The organism is Clostridium sp. 19966 (genome assembly GCF_032335695.1).
GTDB lineage: Bacteria > Bacillota > Clostridia > Clostridiales > Clostridiaceae > JACTOJ01.
This window is the reverse complement of the sequence record NZ_JACTOJ010000027.1, coordinates 37,480-60,636: the sequence shown is the minus strand read 5'-3', so window position 1 is coordinate 60,636 and position 23,157 is coordinate 37,480. Positions and strand designations below refer to the sequence as shown.

The window sequence follows — 23,157 nt, the reverse complement described above, 5'->3', positions numbered from 1 at the left end:
CTGCATGGGAAAATATGCGATTGGCAGACTGATTCAGAGGGCTTTCAGCCCAGCCAGTAATAGGCCCTTATAGGGCTGAGCAAACCACCGGCTAAGCCGGTGGTTATGATTGAATCTATTTTCTCTATTGTTTCTTTGAGTTTTTCTTGCTTTTCTGCATTTAGGGCATCTAACAGGCTCGTTATCAAAGCCCTTTTCTTTTAAATTACTCAAATACATTATAGCGGAACATATTAAATTTTCAATAATAATATAGAGCAAAATTTATACTTTTAATAATGAACTAAATATTGATTAAATTGAAAAAATAATTTAATATTATATATGTATTAGTATGGCATTATGAAAGTCCACCTGTGATGTAATAAAAGAATTTAAATAATTATTCAAGGATTTTATACCATAGGTATAAATAAAATAGAAGAGTTGAAATCCTTGTTTTTGTTTTGTAGATAAAAATTATAGGATGAGAGATATATTTATGGAGGTTGACGTAAGAAAATTATTCTTGCGTTGATGTACCTAAAATTTTATTATAGGTTTTAAGTTAATTAACTTGTATTTGGGGTGTTTTTAGGTATGGAAGATTATAAGGAAAAGTACGAAAAATTAAAACAGGAGTTTGAGGTATATCAGAATTTTACTGAAGAAAAACTCCAAATGCTTATAAATAGAAATAACTTATTAGAAAAAAATTTAGATGCTGTTTCTAATGTAGTGGAAATAAGTAAGTACATAAACTCTTATTTAGGAGATGAAAATTTAATTCCAATGATAAATGACATGATAATTGGAATATTGGGAGCTACCTATTCATCGGTGTATATGAATGTAGGAAAAACAGCAGAAGTTAAGGCATCTAATAAGAAACCGGAATTATATCATTATTTTGAGGATGAAAGAATAAACTCCTTAAACTCTGGTGAACCCTTTGTTATAAATAGTAAAATTCCTGTGTATAAATCAGATTATGATAATGAGATACATTCTATTTTAGGTGTGCCTATAAAACTTAGAGATAAATACATTGGATATATTATCGTTGAACATACTCTTTGGAATTATTTTAGTAAAGATCATATAAAGTTTGTATATTCCATAGCTAATCAAATTGCAATAGCTATTGAAAATAATGTTCTTTACAATAAAGTTAGAGAAGCGTCTATTACGGATCCTTTGCTAAACATTTATAACAGAAGATATTTTTTTGAAAAAGTTTCTTCTGAGATTGCTAACAACCCTAATATTAAGTCAGCAGTTGTCATGATGGATATAGATCATTTTAAAAAAGTCAATGATAAGTATGGTCATCAATTTGGGGATGAAACCTTAAAAGTTACTTCAGAAATTGTAAATGAAGGAATTAGAGAAAATGGAATCATAGCTCGATATGGCGGCGAAGAGGTAGTAATATTTATAAGAGATGCAGAAAACTATGATAAGTTGTACCGTATGATTGACAGTATCAGGTATAAGATAGAAAATAATACTATAAACTTTGGAGGAGAAAGCAGCAGAGTAACTGCAAGCTTTGGTATTAGCTTTTATCCGCAGGACGGATTTTCCTTAGATGAGATTATAAACTGTGCTGATGCTATGATGTATGAAGCAAAATTTAATGGAAGAAACAAGGTGATTTCTTCCCATATGAAAATAAACAGATAATAATAAAAAGAGAGTGAGCTACTCTCTTTTTATTTAAATTTAAATGTAAATTCTATTATTGATATTAAAAGTTCGAAAAGAATAAGTATTATTACCATTATTTCTAATCGGGTTCCTCGTTTTTCATGAGTCAAGGAAGAGAAAACCTCGGTTATATCCTCCAACATATCGGTCTTATGTTTTAATTTTTCATATCTTTCATTGATTTCGAATAAGGATACCATTTCCATATAAAAACTTTCTATATCTTCATTATTCCAGGCCGAACGTGGCTTATCTAAAAGCATTAAATATGATATAGTATTATATTTAAAACGAAGAATCTTAGCTGATGTCTTTGCAATCTGCTCATCAGACATATTGAATTTACCTGATTCCAAGTATTTAATTATATCCTCTATGCTGTCCAATAGTTTATCTATATCTGTTTCTATTTTTCTAAGAGAAGTGGATTTAGATAAGATGAGGGCTAAAATATCTTGATAGTAAGGCTTCAATTCATTACAAGTCATGATATCATTGTAAAGCATGTATTCATATTCTGGGGATACTTCCAGCTTATATTCGTCCATATATGGTGTAGGCATATTATTTTTTAAATTTTCATCTATGTTTTTAATATAATTTATTATATCTTGAATTTCATGATATTCCATATTAATAAAAACTAGAGCACCAAAAGAATATATGTATACTGATTTTTCATCAACCTCACGTATTATGCCCTTTAAATAACTTTCGGAAAGTAATAAAGCGTCTTCCCATTTGAATTTTTTATTAATTCCGAAGTGCAGAGCAATATTATTTAAATTTATTTCATTAGATAATACCATAGCCTTAAATTGACGGGTTTCCATAGCACTACCTCCTTTCATAGATTTACATCATTTAAATCTACAATTACTATTTTAGCATAGAACTCTTATATTAGTAAAATGTAATGCATAAAATCTATATTTTGGTTGATAAATTAAAGGATTGAATATATAATTTAAAATAGTCTATGCATGTATATGTATAGATTATACGAAGAAAATATATAAAATATGATAAGTTTTAATAATTGGCTCTGTTTTAAACAGAATCTAATATAAAAATTTGGAGGAATTACATATGGCAAGTGTTTATGACGTATTATCTGAAAGAGGATATATAAAGCAGCTTACTCATGAAGAAGAAATTAAAGAGATACTGGAAAATAAAAAAATAACTTTTTACATAGGCTTTGATCCTACTGCGGACAGTTTACATGTAGGACATTTTCTTCAGCTCATGGTTATGGCTCACATGCAGAGAGCTGGACATAGACCTATAGCCCTAATAGGCGGCGGCACAGCTATGATTGGAGACCCTACAGGCAAAAGCGATATGAGAAAAATGATGACCAGAGAAGAGATAGAGTATAACGGTGAATGCTTTAAGAAGCAGATGTCTAGATTTGTAGACTTCAGCGAAGGAAAAGCTGTAATGGAGAATAATGCTAAATGGCTGATGGAGCTTAACTACGTAAACTTTATCAGGGAAATAGGCGTTCATTTCTCTGTAAATAAGATGCTTACAGCAGAATGCTTTAAGCAGAGATTAGAAAGAGGGCTTTCCTTCTTAGAATTTAACTATATGCTTATGCAGGGCTACGACTTCCTTGAACTTAATAAAAGATTCGACTGCGTAATGGAAATGGGCGGAGACGATCAATGGTCTAACATTCTGGCTGGAGTTGATTTGATAAGAAGAAAAGAAGCTAAACCAGCTTATGGTATGACTTTTACACTTCTTACAAATAGTGAAGGCAAGAAGATGGGAAAGACAGAAAAAGGAGCAGTTTGGCTAGATAGAGAAAAAACTTCTCCTTATGAATTTTATCAATACTGGAGAAATGTTAATGACAGCGACGTAGAAAAGTGTCTTGCACTTTTGACATTCCTGCCTATGGATGAGGTTAGAAGATTAGGTGCTCTTAAGGATTCAGCTATAAATGAAGCTAAGAAAGTTTTAGCCTATGAAGTTACAAAGCTTGTGCATGGCGAAGAAGATGCTAGAAATGCTCAGTTAGCTGCAGAAGCTTTATTCAGTGGAAATGGGAATATGGAGAACGTTCCAACCTGTGAAATAAAAGAAACTGACTTAGGGAAAGCTCTTTTGGATGTACTGCTAGAAAATAAAATAATACCATCCAAAGGAGAAGGAAAGCGACTTATTCAGCAAAATGGACTTTCTATTAATGAGGAGAAGGTTACTGATTTTAATAGAATACTTGCTAAGGAAGACTTTAATGAAGGCTTTGCACTTATAAAAAGAGGTAAGAAAAATTACAATAGAATAGTTATTGAAAAATAACAACTATGATAGCCGCTTCAAATAGGAAAAAACAAAAGTTTTTGTTTTAAACTTTATTTGAAGCGGCTTTAATATTAGTAGGCTGCGTTTTAAAAAAATGTTTATATGTCTTATGAAAAATGGAATCTAATATTGCATAAAAATTTTATTTTGTATGAAGAATCCTATAAAAAAGTACGATATAATAATTACTATAAGTATTTTGCGGCGATATGAAAATTTTAATATAAAAAATCATGGAGATAAAACATTTATATAGTTTTATTGAAAAGGGAAGGAGGCGCGCAAATGAATGGAAATTTAGGAATAGGAAAAGTATATACAACTACGGATAATAAAAAAATCTCTGGAAAGCTTAATTTTGAATTAGGGGATAGTTTTTCAGCTAAAATTGTCGATAAAAAAAGCGATTCTAATGAGATCACAGTAAGAACGCCTGATGGCTGGCAGTTTACTGCAGAAATAGAGGATGGAATAAAAAACTTACCAGATAAACTTGTAAAATTGCAGGTGGTTGGTTTTGAAGATGGTAAATTAATATTAAAAATGGTCAATAATAGTAAGGAGGAAGCAGTAGATGATGAATCCTTCACAAAGATAATCAGTGAAAATGGATTGACCAGCGCTGATGAAGATATTTTAAAGGATATGCTTTCCCATGGAATAACACTTAGCAGAGAAAATATTTCAAAGGTTAAGTCTTTAATGGATTTTATAGCTAAATTGAAGGATGATGGTCAGAATGAGGGACAGAATTTTATTTTGAAATATGCTGCATCAAAAGGTATAGATATTGATAGTCCTGAGGGTCAGCAAATGGAGAAAATATTAACTAAGTTTTTTGATGATTTGCAAGGTATGTCTTCAAAGGATTTACTTTCTATGATAGAGAATGGAATAGATATTAATTCTGAAAACATAGAAAGCTTTAAAGCCATAGTTAAAGAAGAAGGCAGCATAAATAAAAGCATAAAAAATTTAGATAATACTCTGTCTAAGAATGAAGAGATGAGTTTTAATTATAAGGAAGCGGATATTCCTGATAATAAATTTGTACAGTCTAATTTAAGCTCTAAAGGCGCTAAACTAAGCGAAGCAGCTAATAACAGCGAATCGGCTAATAGCAGCAAAACGGTTATAACAAATTTAATAGATAAAATTGCATCAGAAAAAATAGATTTGAAAAACATAGATATTAAGAATATAATATCCGATGTATTGGAGAAAAGTAATATAGGCAAAAGCGATTTAAACCATGCAGTAAATGTATTGAAGCAGCAGGATAATAATGAGATATTAAAGCAGCTAGATAAGGTAATACAAGATAATACTCAAAGCAGCAGCAGGGTGAATTATGAGAAGACTATAAACAGTATAAAAAATATATTTGAAGATGCCATGAAGGGTAATATAGAATTAGAGGATAAGGATATTGAAAATATACTGCAAAAGGTAGTAATGAATGATGAGGTTGCGGCTAGCGGAAATTCTGAAGTTAGCAAAAATGTTCAGTCTATCGCAAAGAATTTGGATAGTTTGACTGAAAAATTAAATAGCAGTGGCAGTGCTCAGAATTTTGATGATATAAAAAAAATAATAACTGATATAAAAAGTATGAATATAGATAAAAGCAGCAATGTTAGCAAAGCATTAAATAAAATAATAGACAAAGTAAATAACACTACAAATATAAATGCTTCAAAACATGAGCTTGTTAAATTGCTTAGTGATTTAAAGGAAAGTATAGAGTTAGATAATCCTACATCCATTAAATATCAAAGCAGTAAAGTAACTAATAAAATTCAACTTTTAAATGGGGAAGATGTAATAGCTGAAATGAAAGAGAAATTTTCAGCTGTTAAAGAATTAGTTGAGAAAATTGTTAATTCAAGTACATTAAAAGATAGATCAGAATATAGCAGCATATTCAACGAGATAAAGCGAAATATTAATGACATAAAGGTATATAATACTATTTCTGATCAATATTATTATATGGATATGCCAATTAAATTCTATGATAATAACTATCCCTGCAAATTGATAATAAAGGATGATAGAAAAAGCGGTAAAAAATTAGATTCTACAAACATAAAAATTGCGCTTACTATTTCCACTAAAAATCTGGGAAGTATAGATAGCTTTGTAACGGTAAGAGATAAAAAGATGCAAATAGAAATAAAATGCCTGGATAAATGGCAAAATATTTTTGAAAGTACTAAGACAAAACTAGAAAATAAAATTAATAGCAATGGTTATGATATAAGCATAAGCATCTCTAAAAAAGAGGAAGAATTTAATCTAGTTAACTGCAGAGAATTTTTTAACGATGGCAGCTTAAATAAAATAAATGTTATGGTATAGGTGGAAAAATGTATAAGAGAAAAAAAGCGGCAGCTCTTCAATATGAAAAAAATTATGAAGCGCCTATTGTTACTGCTACAGGCATAGGATTTTTAGCAGATAAAATTTTGGAGGAAGCAAAAAAGAGTGATGTTCCAATAGTTGAAAATAAAGAATTAGCAGATTTGCTTACAAATGTAGATATTGGAGATAGCATTCCGCCAGAATTATACGAAGCAATAGCAGAGATAATAGCTTATGTAGTAGATTTAGATGAATTAGTGGATGGCAGGTGATAAAGTGGCATTATATGCAATATCAGATTTACATTTATCTCTAAGTGAAGATAAGCCTATGGATATTTTTGGAGATAAGTGGTATAGACATCATGAAAAAATAGAAGCGAATTGGGTTAGCAAGATAAAGGCTGAAGATACAGTACTAATTGCAGGTGATATATCTTGGTCCATGAAAATGGAAGACGGGATAAAGGAATTGCAATGGATACATGCCTTGCCTGGTAGAAAAATACTGATAAAAGGCAACCATGATTATTGGTGGGGGAGCATATCCAAGCTTAATTCCATGTTTAGTGAAATGAACTTTATACAAAATAACTTTTTCACATATGAAAACTATGCAATTTGCGGCAGCAGAGGATGGCTATGCCCAGGAGGAGACTATTTTAAAGAAAAAGATAGAAAAATATATGATAGGGAACTGATAAGATTAAGGCTCTCCTTGGAGGAGGCGAAAAAAGCAGGATATTCCAAATTTATAGCTATGATTCATTATCCGCCTACTAATGACAGATTTGAGTTATCTGGTTTTACGGAAATATTTAATGAATATGAAGTGGAAAAGGTTATTTATGGACATCTGCATGGTCCTTTTAATCATAATATATTAAGCGGAAGCATGAATGGCACAGAGTATCTATTAACCTCCTGTGATTACATAAATTTTGATCCAATTACTATAATAGAATAAAATGCACCTCAAATGCTATATCAAATTGGCATTTGGGGTGCTTTATGCTAATAAATTTATTTCCTTAAAAAAAACTTAAAAATACCGCCTTTTTTACTTTCATTATTGACAGCTTCTTCTTCCTGAGGTTGCTCAACTTCTTTTTTTATTAAATCTCTCTGAGCTCTTGTCATTTCTTTTAATTTAGGAGAAGATCCTTTTCCAGTTACCACATTGCTAAACCACAAGGTTGCATCATCATAATTTTCTAGACGCCTGTAAAGTTCGCCGATTAAGTACATGGTAGTAAACCTATCCATGCCATAAATAGGAAAATCTTCATTATAATAAGCATTATTTAATCCATCTAAGGCCTGCTTCAAGAATAAATTTTCATTTTCTACATCATTTTTTAATCTATACATCCAGGATAATTTTAAGCAATTCATTGCTTTACTGCTGCTTTTGGATTCTATAACCATATAGTTGAATAATGAAAGCTTATAACGTTCTATAGCTATATCCAAATCATATATTTTAGGGTAAGTTCTTCCTCGCCATTTTTTAGTTACATTTTCTTTCACTTTATTTAGCTGGTATTCTCTTATAGCTAAAAAATCTTTTTTTATTGCAGCGTATCCACAGCTGTCGCAAATCCATACATCATAAAAATAAGGATTAATTCTTGAGTATAATATGTGAAAATCACTTTCCTTACCTTCAACTCTGTAGGAATTTATTTTAACACATTTTGCTTTAAATCTGTGGCCGCATACAGGACATATTAATTCTTTATCATAAAGCAAAGATAAATCTTTAGCGGTTTCGTCAATCTTAATTTCTTTTTTTATTTCCTCTTTTTCTTTATATAAATTTACTTCCTTGACATTATCAAAGCCTAAATGTTCTATTCCGGAAAATATTTGTCGTTTGTTGTCTTCTAAGCTCATAATAACACCTCTTGATTTATTCGACATATAATAATATTATAATGTATGCAAACATAAAAAATCAAATTAAATATGTTTTTTACATTAGTCCATAAAATAATTTTTTATAGGGCTTCTTTTTTGGTATAATATAGTGGTGACAAAAATTATTAAGGGTGGTTTATATGGCAATAAAAGAGTGGAAAACATTTCTGACTCCTTATGAACAAGCAGTTGAAGAACTGAAAGTTAAATTTAGAAGTATAAGAAAAGAATATAGAAGAAAAAATGAATATTCCCCAATAGAATTTATTACCGGAAGGGTCAAGGAGATATCCTCCATATTAGAAAAAGCAAATAAGTTTAATATACCAATGGACAGGATTCAGTATGAGATGGAAGATATAGCAGGCATAAGAATCATGTGTCAATTTGTTGATGATATAACAAGAGTGGTAGAGATTATACGAGAAAGAAAAGACATGCAGGTTTTGTATGAAAAAGATTATGTAGCAAATGTTAAATTAAGCGGATATAGAAGCTATCACATGATAATAAAGTATCCGCTAAATATGGCGGAAGGCCCTAAAGAAATATTAGCAGAACTTCAAATAAGAACTTTAGCTATGAATTTTTGGGCTACTATAGAACACTCCTTAAATTATAAATATAAGCAGAATATTCCTCAAGATGTTAAGGACAAACTAAAATTTGCAGCAGATGCAGCCTTTCAATTAGATGAAAAAATGCTTGAGATAAAGGATGAAATAAAGGATGCTCAAAAGCTTTTTGAAGTTAAGTCAGATTTAATCTCTGACGTTATGAATAATATATTGATGCTTTCTTCTATGGGTAAATTTAGTGAATCTATAAGATATCAAAATATTCTTAATAAGCTCATTGAAGAAGGAGAGGTATCGGAGCTCAATAATCTGAGAGAATTAACCTCAAAGGCTATAGATAAATATAAGGATTAAAAAAAGCGGCTATTTGCCGCTTTTTTTGCCTCTGTTTTAGTGACAGCCCTGGCAAGAAGCACAGCCGCCTTCTGGTGCAATAAGAGGTCTAAGAGAAAGGCCTCTGCCTTCATTTTCTTCGCTTGAAAGAATAATGAAGCCACCAAATTCATCTACTAAATCTGATTGCACTAAGAAAGAAACCTCTTCATGCTTTTCTACTATATCATTTTCCTTAGAATCATCAACAGATATATTAAAAACAGGACCGCTGCAGCTAGAGCCTGCATAGTTAATTCTAATGCTGTATTTATCTATATTATTTTCATCTAAAAATGACTTAAATTCAGTATATGCATCTTGACTTATAGTAACTTTTTCCATTTTCATCACCCACCTATATTAATTGAAAAGTATTATCAATATAATAGCCTATTTTCTTTTAAAAAGCAAGGATTTATTTTACAACTATATTGACAAGTCTTCCCTTTATAACAATTACTTTGGCTACTGTTTTTCCTTCAGTAAGAGCTTTAACCTCTGGAGTCTCTAAAGCTGTCTCTTTTATTTCATCTTCAGTCATATCAGTTCCAATCATCACCTTAGCCTTTATTTTCCCGTTTATCTGTACTGCTATTTCAACTTCATCCTTTATAAGAGCTGAAGGATCAAAAACTGGCCAAGTAGTGTCGAAAACAGAGTAATTATCATCCTTTGAAGGATTTATTAAACTCCAATTTTCTTCTGCAAAATGTGGAGCAAAAGGTGCTAGAAGCTTTATATAGTCTTCTGTACATCCTTTTAGAAAATCAGCATTCTTTTTTTCCTCTGCTAAATATTTTGAAAAAGCATTAGTATATTCCATTATTCTAGCTATGGCTGTATTGAATTGCATTTTTTCTGAATCCTCAGTTACGCCCTTTATAGCTGTATGTCTCCAAAAATTCAGTTCTTTTTCTGCTTTTCCAATTTGATTGCTGCTTTCCACAGAGTTAATTATTTCTATGCAGCTATCCATGGTTCTTTCAACTCTATCAACAAATCTAGCTATAGATTTTATACCATCATCGCTCCAAGCTCCGCCCTCAGAATAAGCAAAACCAAACATCAAATAAAGTCTGAATACATCTGCACCATATTGTTTGATATAATCATCAGGAGATATAGTATTTCCCTTTGATTTACTCATCTTAAGTCCGTCAGGTCCTAATATAAGTCCTTGGTGTGTAAGAGATTTAAAAGGCTCGTCAAAATTAACATATCCCATATCTCTTAGAGCTTTTGTGATAAATCTTGCATATAATAAATGCATACATGCGTGCTCCGGGCCACCTACATATTTGTCTACAGGCAGCATCTTGTTAACTTTCTCTGAGTCAAAAGGTATATCGCTATTATTATTATCCACATACCTTAAATAATACCAGGAAGAACATACAAATGTATCTAGGGTATCAGGATCTCTCAAAGCTGGACCTCCACAGTGAGGGCAAGTAGTATGCATGAATTCCTCGCTCTTTGCAAGAGGTGATTTTCCATCTGGTGTAAATTCTACATTGTAAGGAAGAGTTACAGGCAATTCACTTTCAGGTATTGGCACTATACCGCATTTTTCACAGTGAACTACAGGTATAGGAGCGCCCCAATATCTCTGTCTTGATACTAACCAGTCTCTTAATCTATAATTTACTTTCTTAGATCCAAGATCAAGTGAAGTAAGCTTTTCAACTATGGCTTCTCTAGCTTCAGCAGAGGTAAACCCTGTGAAATCACCGCTGTTTACAAGCACTCCATCTTCCGTGAATAATTCTTCACTGCCTCCATCAACTACCTTTTCAATAGGTAAATCATATTTTTTAGCAAAGGCATAGTCTCTTTCATCATGAGCTGGAACTGCCATTACTGCACCTGTTCCATAGGTAGCTAGAACATAATCTCCAATCCATATAGGAACCTTTTGGCCATTTATAGGATTTATAGCATAGGAACCTGAAAATACACCGGTTTTCTCCCTTGTCAATGATTGCCTTTCAATATCGCTCTGTTTCTTTGCCTCATTCTTATATTTTTCTACCGCTTCCTTAAACGCCTCAGTAGTTAAATCATTTACTAGTGGGTTTTCTGGAGCAAGAACCACATAGCTTACACCAAATAAGGTATCAACTCTTGTAGTGAATACATCAAAGGAAAGTGAAGAATCAGCAACTTTGAAAGTTACCTGCGAGCCAATAGATTTTCCAATCCAATGCTTTTGCATAGTTTTTGTTTTTTCAGGCCAATCTAATTCATCTAACTTTTCTATAAGCTCATCTGCGTAATCTGTAATCTTGAAGAACCATTGAGTAAGGTCTTTCTTTGTAACTTCTGTTCCGCATCTCTCGCAGGCTCCATCTAAAACCTGCTCGTTAGCAAGAACAGTGTTACAGCTAGGGCACCAATTTACAGGAGCATTCTTTCTGTAAGCCAATCCTTTTTCGTAAAGCTTTAAGAAAAGCCATTGAGTCCATTTATAATAATCAGGCATACAGGTTATAACCTCATGCTCCCAGTTAAACATAGCACCCATGGACTTTAGCTGCTGTTCCATAGTTTCTATATTTTTCAAAGTAGAATCCTTAGGATGAATTCCTGTTTTTATAGCATAGTTTTCTGCAGGAAGCCCAAAAGCGTCAAAACCCATAGGCTGGAATACATTGAAGCCCTGCATCCTTTTCATTCTAGCCCAAGAATCTGTAGGACCATAGTTGAACCAGTGTCCTGCATGAAGCTTAGCGCCGGAAGGATAGGAGAACATTTCTAATACATATAGTTTTTTGCCAGGTTTGTTTTCGTCAAATTTATAAAGAGAAGTTTCCTCCCATTTTTTTTGCCATTTTTCATCAATTTTTGTATTGTATTTTGCCATATTTTTTTCCTCCTTGCTTATATAAAATAAAAAAGCCCTTCGTCTAAGAAAGAGACGAAGGACATCCGTGGTACCACTCTAATTAGGCTTTAAATAAAGCCTCGCTTGAAATTGTATCGGTTAATACCGTGCTTGACTAATGCCAAACAAGCTCCATGGCGAGTTCATGTCATATTAGCACTGCTTCACAGCAACCAGCAGCTCTCTTAAGCTATATTTACATTACTACTCCATTTCAACGCAAAATATAGAATTTTAATATATTATAAGATATAATAGAGCTGACGTCAAGCTTTGAATGCCAATTATTACAAATAATAATAAAGGTGGTATATACGTAGATGAGATATTTTCTATCAGATGCTTCTTGCTCACTAAAATATGTTTGGTGTGGAAACTTGATAAGTAAGAATAATTTTCTGCATCATAAACGCTGCTTTGATATGAATGTATTGATTATGGTTAAGGAAGGAACTCTATATATTTCACAAGAGGGTGTTAATTTCCAAGTTGGCCCCAATCAATACATATTTTTAAAAGCAAATGAAGAACACTTTGGATACAGGCCATCTGAAGGAAAATTATCTTATCTTTGGGTTCACTTTTTGATAAATGAACAAGTTACTGTAATGACAGAGGAAACCTTTGCAGTTGAAATGTTGAAACAAAGGGAAGAAGATTCAACAAAAAATATTTATATCATGCCAGAGAAGGGAGAAGTTTCATTTACACAAAGAGCTCCATTATTATTAAATCAACTTCTAGATTTATCAAGACAGGAAATGATTTATTCAAATCAGATTTTAGACTATGCACTTAGTTTCTTGGCAATGGAGATATCTCAGGAATTTATTGAAATGCAGCATAAAAGCAGCAATTCTATACCTTATAATATAGCTAGAATCATAGATTGGATTAAAGCAAATTACTATAAAGAAATCACTCTAACTGACATAGCCAACGAATTTGGTTATAATCCAGATTATTTATCATCATTATTAAAGAAAACTACAAATCATTCTTTCAAATATTTTATTAATAAAACAAGAATCGATAGTTCTAAGTCACTTATGATGAATTATGACATATCGATTAAAGAAGTTGCCTATTCATGCGGCTTTTCGGATGAAAAATATTTTATGAAGCTATTTAAGAAAATTGAGGGAATAGAATAACACCTTCACAGTATAAGAAAGCATTTACTAGAAAAATGATAAATTAAGAATTATATGATTTGCTGCGCCTTTACTAATGTCTACATATATAGAATTATACTTTGTAATTTTATTGCCCATCTTATTCTGTTCATATCATTTCTCTGTGATTATGATATATAGATAAAGATGGGCAATTTATTTAATTATTTTGCAGATACATTAAAGTAAACAGTATATTTTTGATTCGTAACTTCATATAAAGGCATGAATTTGATGGTTTGTTCCTGGTTAAAAGTTTTATAACAGCCTTGCTTCCATGGCAATATTCTGTAAGTATGTTCATATTGTGGGGTTAGGAATTCATAAGGCTTATTAATATCACCATATAGTTTTCTTTCTCCATCGCATATACCTGCCAAAACGATGGGGCCTTCCATGAACGCATATGTGTCAGGCATATCTGGCAGCGGACTTGCTTCTATTTTGCATGGAAAGTATATTTTTATTTCATCTGTTGACCATTCTCTATGAATATTAATATACCCAGCTTCTATTTGTAAATCATCAATTGTTTTGCCATTAATAGTCAATGTAGGTTTTTCTTTAACCCACTTAGGTACTCTGAAAGAAAGAGTGCATTTTTCATTTCTTTCCGCACTAACCTTGAATTTAAGCAACCATCTAGACATCTGACTTTCATCTCTTTCATCGAAGAGAGCAAGGGCATTATATGATTTCATATCTATGGTTTGTGCAATATTGATATTGGTATTGTTATAGTCCCAGTTTGTTTCCGAAGGTATATATTGGCTTACGATAAGTCTATCCTTATCTTCAAGGTAAATCAGTGAGTTATACATAGCTTGAGCCTGCACCATAGTTCCATAGCAGCACCAGAAATCCCTAGTTGCACTTCCCCATTTTTTAGTGGCTCCAGATTTTAATGGAAGAAAATATGTTGGCATTCCAGTTTCCATGTTTTGTTGAGCAAGTACGCCGTTATATAAGTTAAGTTCAATGTAATCGGCATAAGAGGTATCTCCTGTCCACTTGTAGAGATAGGAAGCTAATCTTATCATATTATATACGGTACAAAATTCTTGAGTAGTTTCGCTTAGAAAATGACCAAGCTTGAAAGGATGCGTCCAATATTTACCGGCACCTTGACCACCAGTACAGTAATATCCACGGTCTGTCACGGCGTTCTTCCAAAACGCTTCCGTAATTTTTCTCCATTTTTCATTGCCTGTCACCTCATAAAGCTTTGCAGCTCCATGCGCCCAAGGTATGCTGACATTCACATGGCAATTAGTTAAGGTATCGCGTCCAGCCTCTAAATCACGGAAAATTCTTGGATTGCTATATCTTTTTGCAAGTTCAAGATATTTTTCTTTACCTGTTACCTCATAAAGGGTGATCCATATCTCTAACATACCAGATTCTTCACCACTATAGATAGCATGTGGATTCTTTTTTTGCATATCATCGGTCCATTGAATATACCAATCACTTAGTTTGTCAATAATTGATAATGCTTTTTCATTTCCTGCTATTATATAGGAGTGGGTTAGACCCATAAGCGTTTTATGCATTACATATTGTGGTGACCACACATGTTGAGAATGTTCTAGCTTATTAAAGTACTTTTCAGGTATGGAACCAACCCATTCACCACCGTTTAATTCCTGGCACATTTTCAGCTCATCAATTATTTTATCAAGCTTTGCTTTCATTTCATAATCATCATCGATAACAAATACGGAAGCAGCAGCTGATAGCCAATGTCCTAAAAAATGACCTCTCAGCTGACAGGTTGGAGCATCCCAGCCCCAAAATATATCATCGGTATCTGGATTATGCAACACTTGAAGTCCAGGCAATATGATTCCTGCTTCTAAATAAAAGTTCTGAAGTAAGCTATTATTTTTCAAGCTCAAGAGATATTTGCGGTTCAATTCATATCTTTCTTTGAAGATACTTGGTAAAAGCTTTACGTTTTTTTGATCAATTGGTTTTAACATATTTTTCACCTCATAATTATCCTAGTTTTCTGAAAGTTCCTTACAAGTCTATTTTAATTAAACAATTAAATAATGTCGGTAGATAAAGACATATAATAGGTGGAAAATATAGATGTATTTAAAAAAGACAGAATAAATCTTTATATAATTTAAAATGCTTTCATCCTAGATAGAAATATAAAAAGTTATTGACTTGGAGTTAACTCAAAGGAGTATCATTACCTTTGAAAATAGAAATTGAAAAATAATTTTATGAAAATCAAGGAAATAAAATAAGGATAGAAAAAGGGGAGGATTGCTATGGAGTTAATAACAAGTAAGAAAAACAGTGATAATAAAAGCAAAGCTGTAGTTTATATGACCACAGATATAAGTCCAGAAGGTTTAATTGCAATTTATGAAGCTCTAGCACATAAAGCAACAGGAAGAGTGGCAGTAAAGATATCTAGCGGCGAACCAGGAGGACATCATTTTTTGTCACCAAAATTAATTGCACCGCTAGTTCAGCTAGTTAATGGAACGATTGTAGAATGTAATACTGCATATGGTGGAGGACGAGCAGATACTATATCTCATCGTCATGCAGTAGAAAAGCATGGATTCACAGCCATTGCCCCTGTTGATATTATGGATGCAGATGGTTCTATGAGTATTCCTGTGACTAATGGAAAACATCTTAAAGAAGATTTGGTTGGCTCGCATTTAGCAAATTATGATTTCGTAATTAATTTAGCACATTTTAAAGGGCATGCTATGGCGGGATTTGGCGGAGTGCTTAAAAATATGTCAATAGGAATTGCATCTTCCATGGGAAAGAGTTTGATTCATAGTGCAGGAAGGGAAACTACAGGATTTGGGCTAAACACTCCAAAGGATGACTTTTTAGAGTCAATGGCAGAAGCAGCAAAAGCTGTTGCTGATTATGTAGGAAAAAATATTGTTTATATAAATGTTATGAATAACTTATCTGTAGACTGTGACTGTGACTCTAATCCGGCAAAACCGGAAATGGATGATATTGGAATACTTGCAGGTTTGGACCCCGTTGCATTGGATCAAGCATGTGTTGACCTAGTATATGCAGCCCAAGACGGAAAAGCACTGATTGAGAGAATGGAGTCCAGACATGGGATTCATACAGTAGAACATGCAGAAGAGCTTGAGCTTGGAACCAGGAACTATGATTTATATGAAATAGAAAGGTAAGTACAAGTTTTATGAAGAAAAGGAGGTTTATGATGCTACTTAGGCAAATGAAATATTTTACAAAGATTGTTGAGAGAAACAGCTTTACAGAAGCAGCGGAGGAGTGCTTTATTTCACAGTCGGCTATTTCTCAACAGATTCAGGCACTTGAGGCTGATTTAGGAGTGGAGTTAATCATACGCTAGAACAGAAAATTTTCTTTGACTTCTGCAGGTGAATATTTTTATAAGCATAGCCTTTTATTGCTGGACGAGGCAGAAAGGCTAAAAAGGGAGACACGTAAGATTGTAGGAAATAGCGAAAATCAACTCAGGGTCTGATATTGTAAGAGCTTTGCTATGCAGGAACTTCAACAGTCTCTGGCAGTGTTTTCTCAGAGATATACAGAAACAGACCTTCAGATAGTAAATGGAAATCATGAGGATTTGTATGACTTTTTGCGGAATGAAGATGTGGATATGGTAATCAGTGATCAGAGACGAGCGTTATCAGAAGCATATGTTAATTATCATTTGTGCACAGTGTATTTATTTATTGAAATATCAGCCCCAGGAGTCCTTTGAACAATATGAGGTTTTTGACAATGGAAGATCTTAAGAGAGCCCCCCTTGCATACTGATTGCTTCCAAAGAACAACAGGAAAATGAGCAGAACTATTATCAAAATACCATGGGATTTAATGGCAGCTTTGTTTTTGCAGAAAATTTAGAAGAAGGGAGAATGCTGGTTGCGGGAAACAAGGGATTTATGCCAGTAGAAGGAGGTAAAAACTTTATGCATATGCAAATTCCTATTCGCAGATTACCTCTTCTTCAGGAGAAAAATCAGATACAGAGGAATTATTATGCATTTTGGAAAAAAGGTAGAGATGCAGAAGATGTAAGAGAATTTGCTGATATACTACAAACGTTGCTGGCAGATAATGATAAAAAATAATTTCGAATAAGTTTAACTTATTAAGGTGATTAGTAAGTGAAATTGCTCTTTTTTAGGGTAAAAGATATTATGAAATTACAAAAGAAAAGGAGTAATTTTTATGGAAAAAATATTAGATAAAAAGCGATTTTTTACAAACAGGGATTTATTTTCATTATTTTTACCGCTGACCATTGAACAGGGATTAGAGTACACCGTGGGGATGGCAGCATCTATGATGGTGGCTCAGGTCGGCGAGTCAGCAGTGTCCGGTGTTTCATTAGTTGACTTTGTTATGGCACTAATTATTAGTATTTTTGCAGCACTGGCAACTGGAGGAGCTGTTATAGCAGGACAGTACCTTGGACGAAAAGAGATAAGCAATGCGAGAAAGGCAGCAAATCAACTGGTAAAGACAGCTTTGGTATTGGCTATTATTATCACTGCATTGCTTTATTTGTGTAAGCCGCTGATTCTGCATAACCTGTTTGGTTCAATTACAAAAGAAGTGGAAGGTGCAGCAAACCAGTATTTTATGGTGGTAGCAATTTCTGTGCCGTTTCTTGCACTTTATAATGCTGGAGCAGCAATATTTAGAACTATGGGAAATGCAAAACTGCCAATGAAAATCATGCTGATTATGAATATATTAAACATTGCAGGTAATGCACTGCTAGTGACAGGATTTCATATGGGAGTTTTGGGGGTTGCAATACCTACTCTGGTTTCAAGAGCTGGAGCAGCTGTAATTATATTATTTTTAGCTCATAAAAAAGATTTTGAACTTAGAATTACAAATTTCATAACCCAGAGTTTTGATTTATTGATGTTGAAACGAATATTAAATATCGGGGCGCCATTTGGCTTTGAAAATGGAATGTTTTATCTGGGAAGGCTGGTTGTATTGAGTATAGTTTCTGTATTTGGAACTGCTTCCATCGCAGCTAACTCTGTTTCAGGAACCATAGTTATGTTTGAAGTTCTTCCAGGTATGGCAATGAATCTTGGGCTTTCTGTTATTATATCAAGATGTGTAGGAGCAGGAGAATATGAACAGGTAAAGTATTATAAAAAGAAAGTTCGACTGATTATGCATATTAGTTTTATAGTAAGCTCAGCTATTGTTTTGGCATGCATGCCGTTGATTCTGAAAGTATATCATTTATCTGCTGAGGCAAATACCATGACATGGACGATTGTTATAGCACATGCAGTCATGATGATTCTCATATGGCCATCTGGTTATATGCTTCCGATTGTATTTCGAGGCGCCGGGGATGCTAAGTTTCCTATGGTTGTAAGTATTGTTTCAATGATTCTTTGCAGAATTGCACTTTCCTATGTTTTTGCACTTCAATTTCATATGGGTATGCTCGGTACATGGGTGGCAATGTTTGTTGACTGGATTGTGAAGTCTGTTATTTATGAATGGCATTATAAAAAAGATAGGTGGACAAAATTTAAGGCGGTTTAGCCTTACTTAATAGAAGGAGCGAAATTATATGAAAGTAATTGCAGTAAGTGGAAGTCCAAGGACAAATGGAAATTCAGACGTATTATGTGTTCAATTTTTAAAGGGAGCACAAGAGGCAGGAAGGAGTCTTGGTAATATTTAAGCAATGAAGTGGCATGGGACGCAGTTAAAGTGACATAAAAAATTTTGTCCCAAAGCGAAAGCTGAAAAAGGAATTGCTGCGCTTCATGGCAGAAGTGTTGGTAGATATGGAAAGGAGTTTTAAAGTATGGATAAAATTAAAAAAAATTTTGGATTTGGGTGTATGCGATTGCCCATGAAAGATAACGAGGTTGATTATGCCGAGTTTTCGCCTATGATAGACACTTTCATAAAAAATGGATTCAATTATTTTGACACTGCTCATGGATATATTGGCGGCAAAAGTGAAACGGCACTGAGGGATTGCCTGGCTAAGCGTTATTCTCGTGATCAGTATATTTTAACAAATAAATTATCTACACATTTTTTTCAAAAAAAAGAAGATATACGTCCCTTATTTGAAAGTCAGTTAAAAGCTTGCGGTGTAAATTATTTTGATTTTTATTTGATGCATGCACAAAGTAATAATATTTTTGGAAAGTTCAAAAGATGTGAAGCTTATGAAACAGCACTAGAACTGAAAGAAGAAGGGAAGATAAAACATTTTGGCATATCATTTCATGATAAAGCTTCTGTCTTAGAACAGATACTAATTGAATATCCTCAAATCGAAGTTGTTCAGATACAGTTCAATTACGTAGATTATGAAGATCCTGCCGTTGAGAGCAGGAAATGCTACGAAGTCTGCCGTAAATATAATAAGCCAGTTATCGTTATGGAACCTACCAAGGGTGGCAATCTTGTAAATCTGCCCAATAATGCAAAAGAAATTCTAGATTCACTGCATGGTGGAAGTATAGCTAGTTATGCAATACGTTTTGCTGCTGGTTTTGGGGGAATGATGATGGTGCTTTCTGGAATGAGCAACATGGAGCAGATGGAAGATAATATCAGCTACATGAAAAATTTTAATCCTCTATCTAGCATAGAGCAGGAGGCAATAAATCAAGTATGTAAAGTGTTCAAGGCTCAGAATCTGATTCCTTGTACAGCATGCCGCTATTGTACAGATGATTGCCCTAAGAATATTGCAATTCCGGATTTATTTGCCTGCATGAATGCGAAAAAGGTATTTAACAATTGGAATACAGATTATTATTATCATAATGTCTATACTGTGAAGAATGGAAAAGCAAGCGATTGTATCAAATGTGGGAGATGTGAGAAAATTTGTCCACAGCACTTGAAAATCAGGGATTTGCTTGTGAATGTTGCTGAAGAATTTGAAATTAGAAGATAAGTCGAAATACAAAAGACGGAAAAGCACTGATTGAGAGAATGGAGTTTAGACATGGGATTCATACAGTAGAACATGCAGAAGAATATCAATAACTTAATTTAAAGGCTATGTTAAAGAACAGTGTTGATAATATGCAATTTTTTAAGGGAACTTGTTAAAAGTTCCCTTAATGCACATCTTAAGAATATTATGTATTAAGTTTACTGTAGATTATGTTTATTTTGAACGCAAAAAATAGTGCTCTCCTTCATATGCATTGCCTTCACAGAAGCCAATTTTTAATAATGTATTCCGCCTTTCAACAGCTTGAGGTATTGCCTTAGTTGCAATCATATCAACCTCAAACAAATCAAAAAAGTTCTCGTTACAAACACTAAATATTTCGTTTAAGTAATCTGCATTTTCGTATTTAGAAGAAACATCAACTCGGAGTATTCCCGTTTTAATTTTATATTTACCAGCATAACCAAACATTTCTACTGTTCCAATAGCTTTAGATAGTGATTTATCTATAATTGCAAAGCGTATAAATTCTTGTTGAGAATATGCACAAAGCCAAGCTTTAGTACATTGTAACATATCCTCAATTGTGTAAATACAAAAATCACCTGTACACCTATCAGAGTTAAAAATTTTTTGTGCCTTACTATCAGAATAACATTTAAGTAGACCTTCGGAATCTTCTTCTGAAACGAGTCTTAAAATAAAACTTTCTGTTTCAAAAGTGGGGCATATTTCATATGGGTTCTTCATAAAAATCCTCCTCATCATGTATATTATATAAACTTTCTTTGCTTCACATTTCTTAACATTGTGCCACAAAAATCTACAATTCTCTATTTACTTTATTATATAACATGTAGAGGTATAATTTCAAATATTTTACACGCATTATACATAGATTGCTTCTCTAATCCTAAAATCCTTTAATTTTGTGTCAGTATGAGAGGTATGGGATTGAACCAATAAATTTTTGCTCTTTATAGTATCTTTCTCGGTATTAAAGATTTCAAGCCATTTAAACCAATACATATAATTAGCAATATATTTAGTTGCAACGCCATTAAACCTATTCATCCACTTCTTTAATTTGCTATGGAAGGCGTTAATATGTTGTATATGATATATGCCTTCTTTATGTTTACCACGCTTAATTTGTTGGAGTTCTACGCCTAAATTTTGGGCGAACTGAATATAACTCTTATGGGAGTCTGTACAAAGAATGGCTTCATCCTCAATTCTACCTGTAAAGAGCCTTTCTAAATCTGTATGCTTCATTCTTCCTTTACATATAAGTTCAGTAATAAGATTTCCTGTTCTATCCATAGCACATAAAACGCATACCTGTTCCTTTGAGATACCTCTTTTTCTCTTTTCATCTTTACTGCTATAACTACCCTTAACACCTCTTTTATGGACTTTTCGGGGAATTGTAAAAGTAGTGTTTTTCCTATGGTTTCCTTTAAAGGACCCCCTAAAGAACGCCTCGTCAACTTCTATAACACCACCCACACTTCAGATACCCATAAAGGCTCTAATTGCGTCCAATATTTTATGCCTCCAGTAAAATGATGTGGGTATGCTTATTTTAACTTCCTATGCACATTTTCTTATGGAATAGCCATTTATCATGCACTTGCATATTGTATCCATTGCTTAACATCTTTCTTGCTATTATGCTTTGGAGAGAGTGTAAAGTCGGTAAAAGTCTTTCGGCAGAACTTGCAGATATATCTTTGTTTTTCTTTATATTTCCCATTTCTGGATACTTCATCATGACCACAATGAGGGCAGACTTTCCCCCTTGAAAATCTGTTTTCCTTAACTTCATTTGTAAATTCTGTAGCAAATGAGCCTAACACAAACACTTCTTCAAGATAGTGTAGTATTTCCTCTTGTCCTGCTGTACCTAAAGCCTCTATATCATTCTTTACTGACTCTACAGTTGGCATAATAAGACCTCCGTTATCATTCGTATATTCTTATTATAGCCAATTCTATAGATTGTAGTCAAAATTCAACGCTATTCTTTAATAGAGCCAATTTAAAAAACTTTTTATTGTAGTATATGAAGACTGCAACAAAAAGTTATTTGTATATATCTGTACAAATAACTGAAAAATGGAATGAAAAAACAACTTCGGTAATTAATGACTTAATATGTAGAATTACAATTTAAATATTGTTATCTTAAATGCTAATAAAAAAGTTAGATGCTTTTTATAAAAAAATAAAAAATATCAATTGACTTAGAGTTTGCTCTAAGTAGTAAAGTAAATCTATAAAATTTCTAAGTTGGTTTCAGCTGGAGATAATGTGAGAATTACAATTAAAGTTAATAAATAAAGTTAAAAGAAAAGGAGATAATAAAATGAATTTAGATAATAAAAAAGTATTAATAGCTTATTTTTCAAGAAGAGGCGCAAATTATTCTAATGGAAGAATTGTAAATCTTGTAGTGGGAAATACTGAAGTAGCGGCAAAAATGATTGAAGAAGAGACCAATGGAGATTTGTTTGAAATAGAAGCAGATTATGATTATCCAGCAGATTATAAAGAATGTACAGAAGTTGCAAAGCATGAACTTAGTGGCAATGTAAGACCGAATCTAACAGATCACTTAAAGAATATAGAGGATTATGATGTTATATTTTTAGGTTATCCAAATTGGTGGGGAACTATGCCAATGCCAGTATTTTCATTCCTAGAAGAATATTATTTTGATGAAAAGATAATAATGCCATTTTGTACACATGAAGGAAGCGGTATGGGACACAGTGAAAAAGATATTAAGAAGCTATGTCATAATGCAGAAGTAAAAAATGGACTTTCAATTCATGGAAGCAGTGTAAAGAATGCAAAAAATTCCATTGTTAATTGGATTAAATAAAAGTGTTTA

Annotated in this window: 20 protein-coding genes, 2 pseudogenes and 1 other annotated feature; of the genes and pseudogenes, 14 read left to right on the top strand and 8 right to left on the bottom strand. The window is 32.9% G+C overall.

Annotated features, from left to right (window positions below; translation table 11 throughout):
- Window positions 1-33 precede the first annotated feature (33 nt).
- A pseudogene (locus IAI10_RS20595) lies at window positions 34-201 on the bottom strand (zinc-ribbon domain containing protein); the annotation flags it as partial.
- Window positions 202-579: 378 nt separating this feature from the next.
- On the opposite strand from IAI10_RS20595, the gene IAI10_RS20590 reads away from it, so the two are divergent.
- Complete coding sequence (locus IAI10_RS20590; protein ID WP_315675190.1) at window positions 580-1,665, top strand: sensor domain-containing diguanylate cyclase; 1,086 nt, start codon at window positions 580-582, stop codon at window positions 1,663-1,665.
- 29 nt (window positions 1,666-1,694) lie between these two features.
- Here IAI10_RS20590 and IAI10_RS20585 read toward each other — a convergent pair whose 3' ends face one another.
- Entirely contained in the window at window positions 1,695-2,522 is an 828-nt protein-coding gene (locus IAI10_RS20585) for an RMD1 family protein (RefSeq protein WP_315675189.1), read from the bottom strand.
- A 256-nt stretch (window positions 2,523-2,778) separates the two neighbouring features.
- On the opposite strand from IAI10_RS20585, the gene tyrS reads away from it, so the two are divergent.
- From tyrS to IAI10_RS20565, 4 genes are all read left to right on the top strand, one after another.
- Complete coding sequence (gene tyrS / locus IAI10_RS20580) at window positions 2,779-4,002, top strand: tyrosine--tRNA ligase (RefSeq protein WP_315675188.1); 1,224 nt, start codon at window positions 2,779-2,781, stop codon at window positions 4,000-4,002.
- 288 nt (window positions 4,003-4,290) lie between these two features.
- Window positions 4,291-6,366: a hypothetical protein gene (locus tag IAI10_RS20575; RefSeq protein WP_315675187.1), complete on the top strand. Its 2,076-nt coding sequence runs from the start codon at window positions 4,291-4,293 to the stop codon at window positions 6,364-6,366.
- A gap of 8 nt (window positions 6,367-6,374) precedes the next feature.
- Complete coding sequence (locus IAI10_RS20570; protein WP_315675186.1) at window positions 6,375-6,641, top strand: EscU/YscU/HrcU family type III secretion system export apparatus switch protein; 267 nt, start codon at window positions 6,375-6,377, stop codon at window positions 6,639-6,641.
- A gap of 4 nt (window positions 6,642-6,645) precedes the next feature.
- On the top strand, window positions 6,646-7,335 hold the full coding sequence (locus IAI10_RS20565; RefSeq protein ID WP_315675192.1) for a metallophosphoesterase: 690 nt from the start codon (window positions 6,646-6,648) through the stop codon (window positions 7,333-7,335).
- A gap of 56 nt (window positions 7,336-7,391) precedes the next feature.
- Here the strand turns inward: IAI10_RS20565 and IAI10_RS20560 are convergent, their stop codons facing one another.
- Window positions 7,392-8,264: a DUF2225 domain-containing protein gene (locus IAI10_RS20560; RefSeq protein ID WP_315675185.1), complete on the bottom strand. Its 873-nt coding sequence runs from the start codon at window positions 8,262-8,264 to the stop codon at window positions 7,392-7,394.
- A 164-nt stretch (window positions 8,265-8,428) separates the two neighbouring features.
- Here IAI10_RS20560 and IAI10_RS20555 point away from each other — a divergent pair, with 164 nt between their 5' ends.
- Window positions 8,429-9,220 carry a GTP pyrophosphokinase family protein gene (locus tag IAI10_RS20555; RefSeq protein WP_315675184.1) on the top strand — a complete coding sequence of 264 codons (792 nt, stop codon included), beginning with the start codon at window positions 8,429-8,431 and terminating at the stop codon, window positions 9,218-9,220.
- A 36-nt stretch (window positions 9,221-9,256) separates the two neighbouring features.
- Here IAI10_RS20555 and IAI10_RS20550 read toward each other — a convergent pair whose 3' ends face one another.
- Window positions 9,257-9,583: a HesB-like protein gene (locus IAI10_RS20550; protein ID WP_315675183.1), complete on the bottom strand. Its 327-nt coding sequence runs from the start codon at window positions 9,581-9,583 to the stop codon at window positions 9,257-9,259.
- A 73-nt stretch (window positions 9,584-9,656) separates the two neighbouring features.
- Complete coding sequence (gene leuS, locus IAI10_RS20545; RefSeq protein WP_315675182.1) at window positions 9,657-12,104, bottom strand: leucine--tRNA ligase; 2,448 nt, start codon at window positions 12,102-12,104, stop codon at window positions 9,657-9,659.
- Window positions 12,105-12,151: 47 nt separating this feature from the next.
- Window positions 12,152-12,352, bottom strand: a binding site (T-box leader).
- A gap of 93 nt (window positions 12,353-12,445) precedes the next feature.
- On the opposite strand from leuS, the gene IAI10_RS20540 reads away from it, so the two are divergent.
- Window positions 12,446-13,279 carry an AraC family transcriptional regulator gene (locus IAI10_RS20540; protein WP_315675181.1) on the top strand — a complete coding sequence of 278 codons (834 nt, stop codon included), beginning with the start codon at window positions 12,446-12,448 and terminating at the stop codon, window positions 13,277-13,279.
- Between the two features lie 185 nt (window positions 13,280-13,464).
- Here IAI10_RS20540 and IAI10_RS20535 read toward each other — a convergent pair whose 3' ends face one another.
- Window positions 13,465-15,282: a beta-L-arabinofuranosidase domain-containing protein gene (locus IAI10_RS20535; protein ID WP_315675180.1), complete on the bottom strand. Its 1,818-nt coding sequence runs from the start codon at window positions 15,280-15,282 to the stop codon at window positions 13,465-13,467.
- Window positions 15,283-15,582: 300 nt separating this feature from the next.
- On the opposite strand from IAI10_RS20535, the gene IAI10_RS20530 reads away from it, so the two are divergent.
- From IAI10_RS20530 to IAI10_RS20505, 6 genes are all read left to right on the top strand, one after another.
- Window positions 15,583-16,488, top strand: coding sequence for a DUF362 domain-containing protein (locus tag IAI10_RS20530; protein ID WP_315675179.1), 906 nt, complete (start codon window positions 15,583-15,585; stop codon window positions 16,486-16,488).
- Between the two features lie 32 nt (window positions 16,489-16,520).
- The gene (locus tag IAI10_RS20525; protein ID WP_315675178.1) at window positions 16,521-16,673 is read left to right on the top strand and encodes a LysR family transcriptional regulator; all 153 of its coding nucleotides are present in this window, start codon (window positions 16,521-16,523) and stop codon (window positions 16,671-16,673) included.
- A gap of 153 nt (window positions 16,674-16,826) precedes the next feature.
- Complete coding sequence (locus IAI10_RS20520) at window positions 16,827-17,051, top strand: hypothetical protein (RefSeq protein ID WP_315675177.1); 225 nt, start codon at window positions 16,827-16,829, stop codon at window positions 17,049-17,051.
- Between the two features lie 157 nt (window positions 17,052-17,208).
- Window positions 17,209-17,424 carry a hypothetical protein gene (locus IAI10_RS20515; protein WP_315675176.1) on the top strand — a complete coding sequence of 72 codons (216 nt, stop codon included), beginning with the start codon at window positions 17,209-17,211 and terminating at the stop codon, window positions 17,422-17,424.
- Between the two features lie 100 nt (window positions 17,425-17,524).
- Entirely contained in the window at window positions 17,525-18,877 is a 1,353-nt protein-coding gene (locus tag IAI10_RS20510) for an MATE family efflux transporter (protein ID WP_315675175.1), read from the top strand.
- Window positions 18,878-19,145: 268 nt separating this feature from the next.
- On the top strand, window positions 19,146-20,258 hold the full coding sequence (locus IAI10_RS20505) for an aldo/keto reductase (RefSeq protein WP_315675174.1): 1,113 nt from the start codon (window positions 19,146-19,148) through the stop codon (window positions 20,256-20,258).
- A 216-nt stretch (window positions 20,259-20,474) separates the two neighbouring features.
- On the opposite strand, the gene IAI10_RS20500 is transcribed toward IAI10_RS20505, so the two are convergent.
- Together IAI10_RS20500 and IAI10_RS20495 are read right to left on the bottom strand one after the other, a co-directional pair.
- Window positions 20,475-21,011, bottom strand: a complete 537-nt coding sequence (locus IAI10_RS20500; protein ID WP_315675173.1) for a GNAT family protein — start codon at window positions 21,009-21,011, stop codon at window positions 20,475-20,477.
- A 138-nt stretch (window positions 21,012-21,149) separates the two neighbouring features.
- Window positions 21,150-22,210: pseudogene (locus IAI10_RS20495) on the bottom strand (IS1595 family transposase).
- 419 nt (window positions 22,211-22,629) lie between these two features.
- Between IAI10_RS20495 and IAI10_RS20490 the strand changes: the two are divergent.
- On the top strand, window positions 22,630-23,148 hold the full coding sequence (locus IAI10_RS20490) for a flavodoxin (protein WP_315675172.1): 519 nt from the start codon (window positions 22,630-22,632) through the stop codon (window positions 23,146-23,148).
- Window positions 23,149-23,157 lie beyond the last annotated feature (9 nt).